Below are 8,652 nucleotides of genomic sequence, written 5' to 3'. Positions count from 1 at the left end.
CGCGCCCCCCAGGCCGAGCGCAGCGATGGCCTGTGTGCTCCCCACCCCTTCTGGATGCGCCTGGGGCGCGCAGGGCGCGGGGTGGCGGGTGTGCCGAAGGACACACCCGCTTCGTTGTCTGGCTCGCCGGGGTTGTCCGAGCGAAGCGCGCAGCGCGTAGCGAGTTCCACGGCGCACCCCGCGCCCGAGCACCCCAGGTTGCCCCGTAGCGCAGCGAAGGGGTCGCAGACAGCAGGGTCGCCCTTTCTTTGGTTACTTTCTTTCGGCGAAGCGAAAGAAAGTGACTCGGCCGCCGGGCCGAGACCCGGCCCCGGAACAAACCCCACCCACACCCCCCGCCACAGCCATCCGGCGCCACCACCCCAGCCCCCAGCGCCACCCGCAAGAAACTACAAAAACAATAGCAAACAACCCAATGAATACGGCGACATGAAGCCCAAAAACCCTCAAGCCGCCTTCTCCACATGCCCCTGCCGCGTATACAGAAAATCGATCACCGCCTTCCGGCACTGCAGATACACCGCATCCTCCGCCAACTGCACCCGGCTGCGCGGCCGAGGTATCTCCACCGCCAGCACCTCCCCGATGGTGGCCGCCGGCCCGTTGGTCAGCATCACGATCTTGTCGGACAGCAGCACGGCCTCGTCCACGTCGTGCGTCACCATCACCACGGTGCTGTGCGTGCGCGCCACGATCTCCAGCAGCTCGTCCTGCAGCTTGGCGCGGGTGAGGGCGTCGAGCGCGCCGAAGGGCTCGTCCATCAGCAGCACCTGCGGCTCCATCGACAGCGCCCGGGCGATGCCCACGCGCTGCTTCATGCCGCCGGAGATCTCGCCGGGGCGCTTGTGCGCGGCGTGGGTGAGGCCCACGAGGGCCAGCGCGGCGGCGGTGCGCTCCTTGAGCCGCGCCTTCGATTCGGTGGCGCCGAAGACGCGCTCCACCGCCAGATGCACATTGCCCTCGCAGGTCAGCCAGGGCAGCAGCGAGTGGTTCTGGAAGACCACCGCGCGGTCCGGGCCCGGGCCCTTGATCTCCTTGTTGGCGCAGATCAGCGTGCCGGCCGTGGGCGTGGCCAGGCCCGCGATCAGGTTCAGCAGGGTGGACTTGCCGCAGCCCGAGTGCCCGATGAGCGAGACGAACTCGCCCTTGGCGATCGCGAGGTCGATGCCGCGCAGCGCGGGGAAGGCACCCTTGGCGGTGCGGAAGGTCTGCTCCACGCCCTGGATCTCGATGAACTTGGGGAAGCGCGCGGCGGCGGCCTGCGCTTTCGTGTCGGTGGTGGCGGGGGTCGTGCTCATGCTTTCACCTCTTCGAACGAGAAGGCCGTGGCCAGTTTGACGAGGGCCAGCTCCAGCAGCAGGCCGACGATGCCGATCACGAAGATGGCGATCAGGATGTTCTTGACGTTCAGGTTGTTCCACTCGTCCCACACCCAGAAGCCGATGCCCACGCCGCCCGTGAGCATCTCGGCGGCCACGATCACGAGCCACGCCGTGCCCACGGCCAGGCGCACGCCGGTGAGCATGTAGGGCAGCACCGAGGGGAAGAGGATGGTGGTGGCGATCTTCCATTCGCTGAGGTTGAGCACGCGGGCCACGTTCATGTAGTCCTGCGGCACGCGCTGCACGCCCACGGCGGTGTTGATGACCATGGGCCAGATGGAGCAGATGAAGATGGTCCAGATGGCCGCCGGGTTGGCGCCCTTGAAGACCAGCAGCCCGATGGGCAGCCACGCGAGCGGCGAGACCGGGCGCAGCAGGCTGATGAGCGGGTTGAACATGCGCGAGAGGAAGGTGAAGCGCCCGATCACGAAGCCGGCCGGGATGCCCACCAGCGCCGCGAGGCCGAAGCCCATGGCCACGCGCTCCAGCGAGGCCAGCACGTTCCAGCCCACGCCCTGGTCGTTGGGGCCGTTGCGGTAGAACGGGTGGCTGAAGATATCCACCGCCTGCTTCCAGGTGTCGGCCGGGTTGGGGATGCTGCCGCCCGTGGTGCTGGAGACGATGGCCCACACCACCAGCAGCAGGCCCAGGCCGCAGGCCGGCGGCAGCACCGCGAGCCAGAAGCGCCGCAGCGCGGCCGAGGTGTCGCGCCGCGGCGCTGGCTGCGCGGCGCGCGCCGGGGCGGGGGTGGAAGCGGCGGGGGGCTGGGGCGTCATGGCGTGGGGCACGGCGGCGGGGGTGGAGGCGGCGGGCTCCGGGGGAGCGTGGAAGACGGCGCTGACCATGGGGAACTCCTTCGCGGGGGGATTCGTGGGGGCGGGGCAGGGCGGGCCGGGGGCGCTCGGGCGTTCAGGCCTTGATCTTGAAGCCGTCCGCGTACTTCGCCGGGTCCTTGCCGTCCCAGACGACGCCGTCCACCAGCTTGCTCGTGCGCATCTCGCTCTTGGGCAGCGGCGCCTTGGCGGCGGTGGCGGCCTGCTTGTAGAGGTCGATGCGGTTGATGGACTTGGCCACGCCGAGGTAGTCGGGGTGGTCCTTGAGCAGGCCCCAGCGCTTGTGCTGCGTGAGGAACCACATGCCGTCCGACAGGTAGGGGAAGTTCACCGCGCCATCGTTGTAGAACTTCATGTAGTCGGGGTCGTCCCAGGTCTTGCCCAGGCCGTCCTGGTAGCGGCCCAGGATGCGCTGGTTGATGGCGTCCACGCCGGTGTTCACGTAGGCCTTGCCGGCGATGGTCTCGGCCATCTTGCTCTTGTTGGCCAGGCCCTCGTCGATCCAGCGGCCGGCCTCCAGGATGGCGGCCGTCACGGCGCGCGCGGTGTTGGGGTATTTCTGCACGAACTCCGAGGTGGTGCCCAGCACCTTCTCGGGATGGTCCTTCCAGATGGCCTGGGTGGTGGTGGCGGTGATGCCGATGCCGTCCATGATCGCGCGGTGGTTCCAGGGCTCGCCCACGCAGAAGCCGTCCATGTTGCCCACGCGCATGTTGGCCACCATCTGCGGCGGCGGCACGGTGATCACCTTGGCGCCCTTGAGCGGGTCGATGCCGTTGGCGGCCAGCCAGTAGTAGAGCCACATGGCGTGCGTGCCGGTGGGGAAGGTCTGCGCGAAGGTGTATTCGCGCTTCTCGGCGGCCATGAGCTTGGCCAGCGACGCGCCGTTCACCGCGCCCTTGTCGGCGAGCTTCTTGCTGAGCGTGATGGCCTGGCCGTTGTTGTTCAGGGTCATGAGCACGGCCATGTCCTTCTTGGGGCCGCCCAGGCCCAGGTGCACGCCATACACCAGGCCGTAGAGCACGTGGGCGAAGTCCAGCTCGCCGTTGACCAGCTTGTCGCGCACGCCCGCCCAGCTCGCTTCCTTGCTGGGGATGATCTTCACGCCGTATTTCTCGTCGATGCCCAGCACCGAGGCCATCACCACGCTGGCGCAGTCGGTGAGGGGGATGAAGCCGATCTTCACTTCCTTCTTCTCGGGCGCGTCGGAGCCGGCGGCGTGCACGAGGGCGCGCAGCGCGGGGCTCACGCCGACGGCGCCCACCGCGGCGGCCTGCAGCACGGTGCGGCGGTGGAGGCTGGTTTTCGACAGGTCGGTCATGGAGGCTTCCTTGGAAACGTTGCGGGCCGCGCCGGCCCGGCGACAAACAAAAAAGGCGTCCTCACGCCGCGGTGCGCGGGGCCCTGGCGATCCTGGGAGGGATCGGCTGCGAGGGCCGCGCGCTGCGCGGGTGGGGACGCCTTTGTCCGGTGCTGCCGCGTCCCGCCCGCCGTTGGGAGGTCCGCAGCCTGGACCGCCATCGGTCCGCCAAGCTCTTTGCAAGCGCTGTGCCAGGGGCCGGCGGGAATCGGTTTGCTATTTAATTGATAGCAATAGGCCTATATTTCCCGGCGACATGGACGCCTTTTGATTCAGAAGCCCTCCTGGGTGTGCCCGTGGCATGCCTTGGTGCGGCGCCGCACTGCGCTTGTGCGGACGGGCGCGGATGCGGTGCGCGTGCCGCCACCCCAGGCCTTTGCAACGGGCGCGGCGCGAGGCCCGCAGACGCCGTGGAGCCGGCTTGGCCGGGCCACCGGCGTCGCCCCCTTTCCCGCAGCGCGCAGCGCCGTGAGCGCACGGGGGAGCGGCGCAGCCGCCCGGGGGGATTCACCCCAACAATTCGGCCACGTCCAGCATGCGCTGCGCCACGTCCACCAGCTTCATGCCCTTGTCCATCGCGGTCTTGCGCAGCTTGTCGTAGGCGGCCTGCTCGGTGAGGCCCTGGCGCTGCATCAGCAGGCCCTTGGCGCGGTCGATGGTCTTGCGGTCCTTGAGCTCGCTGCGCGCGCCGGCCAGCTCGGCCTTGAGGGCCTGCTCGTGCTCGAAGCGCGCCATGGCCACGTCCAGGATGGGGCGGATGCGCTGCGGCGCGAGGCCCGCCACGATGTAGGCCGTGACGCCCGCGGCCACGGCGTCCTTCACGTGCGAGGTGTCTTCGTCGTTGGTGAAGAGCACGATGGGGCGGGGCGCCTCGCGCGTGGCCATCACCACGTGCTCCAGCGCGTCGCGCGCGGCGCTCTCGGCGTCCACGATCACCATGTCGGGCTGCAGCTGCGCGATGCGCTCGCCCAGGAACACGTCGGCCGGCAGCGTGGCCACCAGGTTGAAGCCGTTCTCCAGCAGGCCGATGCGCAGCCCCCGCGAGCGCTCGGCCTGCAGGCGGGCGTGCTCGTCGTCCTCCTCGGCCACCGCCAGGTCGGGGGCCACCACCACGATGCGCAGCGACTCGTTCATATGCCCTGCATCAAAGCAAGAAGCACGCCAAATTGGTGCGCGAAAGGGGGCGCGTGGTCGGGTTGACGGGATTGATTCTTGCTATGAAGATGGTTTACCCGATGGCACCGGGGCCGGCGGTCCTATATACCTCCGGGCCCAGGGATCAACCGACAACTCACGGGGGTACGCACATGGCGATGTCGATGGCGGGGCTGGCACGGGCGCGCGGGGCGCGCGCGGCCGGCAGGGCAGTGGCTGCGGGGCTGGCGCTGTGCGCCGCCTTCGCGCTCGGGGGCTGCAGCCGCGTGCCCGGCACGCTGCGCATCGGCGTGGCGCAGCCCCTGTCCGGGCCGCTGGCGGCGCTGGGGCAGGACATGCTCAACGGCGTGAGGCTGGCGGTGGACGAGCTGAACCGCGCCGGCTTCACCGTGGATGGCCGGCGCGTCACCCTGGAGGTGGTGGCCGAGGACGACGGCGCCGACCCCGCCGCCGGCCAGACCGTTGCGCAACACCTGATCGATGCCGGCGTGGTCGCCGTGGTGGGCCACCTCAACTCGGGCGTGAGCATCGAGGCGGCGCCGGTCTATGCGTCCAAGGGCATCCCGCAGCTTGCCATCTCCACCCACCCGCGCTTCACGCAGATGGGCCTGCCGGGCACCTTCCGCCTGGTCGCCAACGACACCCTGCAGGCGCGCGCGATGGGCGCGTTCGCGGCCACGCAGCTCTCGGCGCCGGGCTACGCCGTGGTGGACGACGGCACGCCCTACGGCAAGGGGCTGGCCGACGGGGCCGCCCGCGAGCTCACGGCGGAGAAGCGCACCATTGCCGTGCGCCAGTCGTTCGACGACCGCACCACCGACTTCGCCGACCTGGCCGCCCGCCTGCAGGCCGCCCACGTCGATGTGATCGTCTCCACGCTCAACGATTTCCAGGTGCTGGCGCTGATCCGCGCGCTCAACCGCGCCGGGCAGGACCGCGCCACCATCCTCGGCGGCGACACCCTCAAGACCCCCGACATGCTGCGCGGCGGCGGCAAGGTGGCGGCGCTCTACGCCACCTCGCCCGTGCTGGAGGCCCGCGAATTCGTCGCCGGCCGCGCGTTCCTCGACCGCTACGGCGCGGCCTTCGGCAAGCCGCCCGCCTATGGCGGCCACTACAGCTACGACGCCATCTACGTGCTCTCGGCCGCCATCCAGCAGGCGAAGTCGGGCGACCCGAGGGCCATCGCCCGCGCCCTGCACGCCATCAACGGCTACGCGCCCATCACCGGCACCATGCAGTGGGACGAGAAGGGCGAGCCGCGCTACGGCGCCGTGGGTGTGTATGTCCTGCGCCCCGGCGGCTGGGAGCTGCGCATGCGCTCCGACCGCTGGTGACGCGGCGGCCCGGGCCCGTCAGCGGACGGTGATCGGCACCGTGGCCTGGGCGCTGCGGCCCTGCGAATCGCGCGCCACCACGGTGAGCGCGTAGCTGCCGGCCACCGGCGAGGGCCAGCGGGCCGTGAGCGTGGTGCCCTGCAGCGAGAAGCCCATGCCCAGCGGCGCCCCGGTGATCGCCACCGAGATCCAGGTGGCGCCCGGCGCGGAAATCGCCACCGTGCCCGTCAACGCCTGCCCCGCCGTGCCGGTCCAGGGCGCCGCCGTCACCGACAGCCCGGCGCTGGCGCCGCTGCCCGCCGGGGCGATGCGCACCGTGTAGGCCCCCCGGCCCGTGAGGCCGGTTTTCGTGTCGGTGGCCGCCACGGTCACCACGTAGCTGCCCTGCACCGGCCGGGGCCAGGCCACGAGGCCGTCGGCCCCGATCGCCATGCCGTCGGGCGCGCCGCTCAGCGCATAGCGCAGCGGGTTCACCGATGTGGCCGCCGCGCTGAAGCCGAGCGCCACGCCGGCGGTGCCGTCGATGGTGCCCCCGGTCACCGTGGGCGGCTGCGGTGCCGCGATCGTGACCGTATAGACGCCTTGCCCGCTCAGGCCGGTCGTGGTGTCGCGCGCCGCCACGGTGACCGCGTAATTGCCGGCCGCCGGCGCCGCCCAGGTGACCACGCCCGCGCCCGAGATCGCCATGCCGGCGGGCGCGCCCGCGAGGCTGAAAGTCACCGGGTTGGTGGCCGCCACCGACGCGGTGAACGACAGCGGCTGCCCGGCCACCCCGCTCACCGCGGCGCTGCCCACCGTGGGCGGCGGCACCGCCACCGCGGTGCCCGCCAGCAGGGCGAGCAGGTCCTGCGCCCGGGGCGTGCCCAGCCCCGTGAGCTGGTCGTAGCCCGCGCGCGCCGTGCAGGCGGCGCAGGTGCCGTGCTGGCCAGCCGACACGTCGAGGAAGCCGGCCGCGTAATTGGCGGGCTGCGCGCCGACGGTGCCGTAGATCACCGTGTGCGGGCGGCCCAGCGGCTCCCGGCCCGCCTGCGCGCGCAGCGCGCCGGCCACGGCCAGCAGGCCCGACCACATCGGCGTGGACAGGCTCGTGCCGCCCGCGCTCAGCCACTGCGCGGTGCTCGCGCCCTGGGGGATCACGGCCAGGTACTGGCCCGTGGTGGGGTCGGCGTTCATCGCCACGTCGGCCACCGTGCGGCGCGCCACCGTGCCCACGCCGGGCAGGCCCGACTGCTGGTAGGCGGGCGTCGGCAGGTAGGCGCTGGTGCCGCCGCCCGTGCTCGACCAGGCCACCTCCGAGCGGCTGCCCGTGCCGCCGTAGGTGAGCGTCGTTCCGCCCACGCCCAGCACGCCGGACGACACGGCGGGCCACGTCACGCCCGCGCCCGAGTCGCCCGTGGCGGCCAGATAGCCCATGCGCGTGCCGGTGAAGGTGGATTCCAGCCCGGGGGTCCACGCCCCCTCGGCCGCGCCGAAACTCATCGACACCTGCCCGGGCCCCATGGCGTTGGCCAGCCGCACGGCCGCCGCGAGGCTGCTCACCGATGGGTCGGGCGCCTCGATGAGCACGATGCGCGCGGCCGGCGCGATCGCGTGGGACCACTGCACGTCCAGCGCGATCTCGGTGGCCCAGCCCGCGTCGTAGGCCGGGGCGGTGGCCGACAGCCCGCCCGCCGTGGTGGCATAGGCCACCCACAGCTCGCAGCCGGCCGTGGCGGCCGGCGCGGCCAGGGGCAGGGCGGTGGTGGCGGGCAGCACCTTGGCCGCGCAGGTCGGCAGGCCGAACTTCTGGTTGAACGTGGCCAGCTCGGCGGCCACGTTGGGGCCGTGGCGCGCCGCCACCAGGTAGATCGTCTGGCCCGCGCCCATCTGCGCCGCCTGCTGCGCGGTGGGCGTGGCGCCCGCGGCGGGCAGGGCCGGCAGCCCGTAGGCCGCGCGCACCTGGGCGGGCGTGTAGGTGGTGACCACGCCGGAGGCGAGGGCGTCCACGCGGCCTTCCGGCGCGGGCCCGGCGCCCGAGCGCGCGGCCTCGATCCGCTCCAGCGTGAGGCCCCCGGTGGGCAGCCCCGCCAGGCCCGCCTCGACCGCCTGCGAGCGCGGCCGCAGCGGGGCGCTGGCATTCGGGTCGCGCTCGTCCTGCGCGCCGGGCTCGTCCAGCACCACCGGCGCGACGTGGAACGTGGGCTGCGCCAGCAGCGTGGCCGGCACCCCGGGCTGGCCGTCGCCGCGCCACGACAGCGTGGTCACGCTGGCCGCGACCTCGCCCTCCTGCGCCACCACGCCGTCGCCGGCCGAGCCTCCGCCGCACGACACCAGCAGGGCCGCCAGCGCGGCCGCGGCCCAGCCGGGGGGCCTGCCGCGCATTCCGCCGGCCGGGGGAAGGGAAGGGCGTCGGGGGGCATGGGCCATTTGCGCGTCTCCGGTAGGCGATGGCGCGGGCCGGGCGGCTGCGGAGCCGGGCGGCGCGGCATCGGGGGTGAAGGGGGGTTACCGGCCCAATGTAAGTTCTTGTTTCAATTTGGAGGATTGGATATTTCAGACTTTCCGTTTTGAAGCTAAAAGGTGATGAAAATGATTCCGTGGTTTGG

The 8,652-nt window shown here is 71.9% G+C and carries 6 protein-coding genes; 1 reads left to right on the top strand and 5 read right to left on the bottom strand.

The features are described from left to right. Positions 1-446 precede the first annotated feature (446 nt). The 4 genes from AX018_RS13610 to AX018_RS13595 all read right to left on the bottom strand — a co-directional run bounded on the left by AX018_RS13610 (position 447) and on the right by AX018_RS13595 (position 4,709). Complete coding sequence (locus AX018_RS13610) at positions 447-1,298, bottom strand: ABC transporter ATP-binding protein (protein ID WP_111877872.1); 852 nt, start codon at positions 1,296-1,298, stop codon at positions 447-449. Continuing rightward, complete coding sequence (gene ntrB, locus AX018_RS13605) at positions 1,295-2,227, bottom strand: nitrate ABC transporter permease (RefSeq protein ID WP_111877870.1); 933 nt, start codon at positions 2,225-2,227, stop codon at positions 1,295-1,297. Before ntrB ends, AX018_RS13610 begins: the two co-directional genes overlap by 4 nt. A gap of 64 nt (positions 2,228-2,291) precedes the next feature. Further along, on the bottom strand, positions 2,292-3,536 hold the full coding sequence (locus AX018_RS13600) for a CmpA/NrtA family ABC transporter substrate-binding protein (protein WP_111877867.1): 1,245 nt from the start codon (positions 3,534-3,536) through the stop codon (positions 2,292-2,294). Between the two features lie 546 nt (positions 3,537-4,082). Continuing rightward, positions 4,083-4,709 (bottom strand): ANTAR domain-containing response regulator, encoded by a 627-nt coding sequence (locus AX018_RS13595; RefSeq protein ID WP_111877865.1) that lies wholly within the window; start codon positions 4,707-4,709, stop codon positions 4,083-4,085. 179 nt (positions 4,710-4,888) lie between these two features. On the opposite strand from AX018_RS13595, the gene AX018_RS13590 reads away from it, so the two are divergent. Beyond that, positions 4,889-6,067, top strand: a complete 1,179-nt coding sequence (locus AX018_RS13590; RefSeq protein ID WP_245951550.1) for a branched-chain amino acid ABC transporter substrate-binding protein — start codon at positions 4,889-4,891, stop codon at positions 6,065-6,067. 18 nt (positions 6,068-6,085) lie between these two features. Here AX018_RS13590 and AX018_RS13585 read toward each other — a convergent pair whose 3' ends face one another. Then, a complete protein-coding gene (locus AX018_RS13585; protein ID WP_245951547.1) occupies positions 6,086-8,473 on the bottom strand; it encodes a S53 family peptidase in 2,388 nt (795 codons plus the stop codon). Between the last annotated feature and the right edge of the window lie 179 nt (positions 8,474-8,652).

It is taken from the genome of Paracidovorax anthurii, from assembly GCF_003269065.1.
In the GTDB taxonomy this organism is placed as follows: domain Bacteria; phylum Pseudomonadota; class Gammaproteobacteria; order Burkholderiales; family Burkholderiaceae_C; genus Paracidovorax; species Paracidovorax anthurii.
The sequence above is the reverse complement of the archived record's forward strand: the minus strand, read 5'-3'. Positions and strand labels throughout refer to the sequence as shown.

Bases quoted from the DNA above. Each gene is read 5' to 3' on its own strand.
- AX018_RS13610 (WP_111877872.1), bottom strand. From the start codon at position 1,298: ATGAGCACGACCCCCGCCACCACCGACACGAAAGCGCAGGCCGCCGCC.
- ntrB (WP_111877870.1), bottom strand. From the start codon at position 2,227: ATGGTCAGCGCCGTCTTCCACGCTCCCCCGGAGCCCGCCGCCTCCACC.
- AX018_RS13600 (WP_111877867.1), bottom strand. From the start codon at position 3,536: ATGACCGACCTGTCGAAAACCAGCCTCCACCGCCGCACCGTGCTGCAG.
- AX018_RS13595 (WP_111877865.1), bottom strand. From the start codon at position 4,709: ATGAACGAGTCGCTGCGCATCGTGGTGGTGGCCCCCGACCTGGCGGTG.
- AX018_RS13590 (WP_245951550.1), top strand. From the start codon at position 4,889: ATGTCGATGGCGGGGCTGGCACGGGCGCGCGGGGCGCGCGCGGCCGGC.
- AX018_RS13585 (WP_245951547.1), bottom strand. From the start codon at position 8,473: ATGGCCCATGCCCCCCGACGCCCTTCCCTTCCCCCGGCCGGCGGAATG.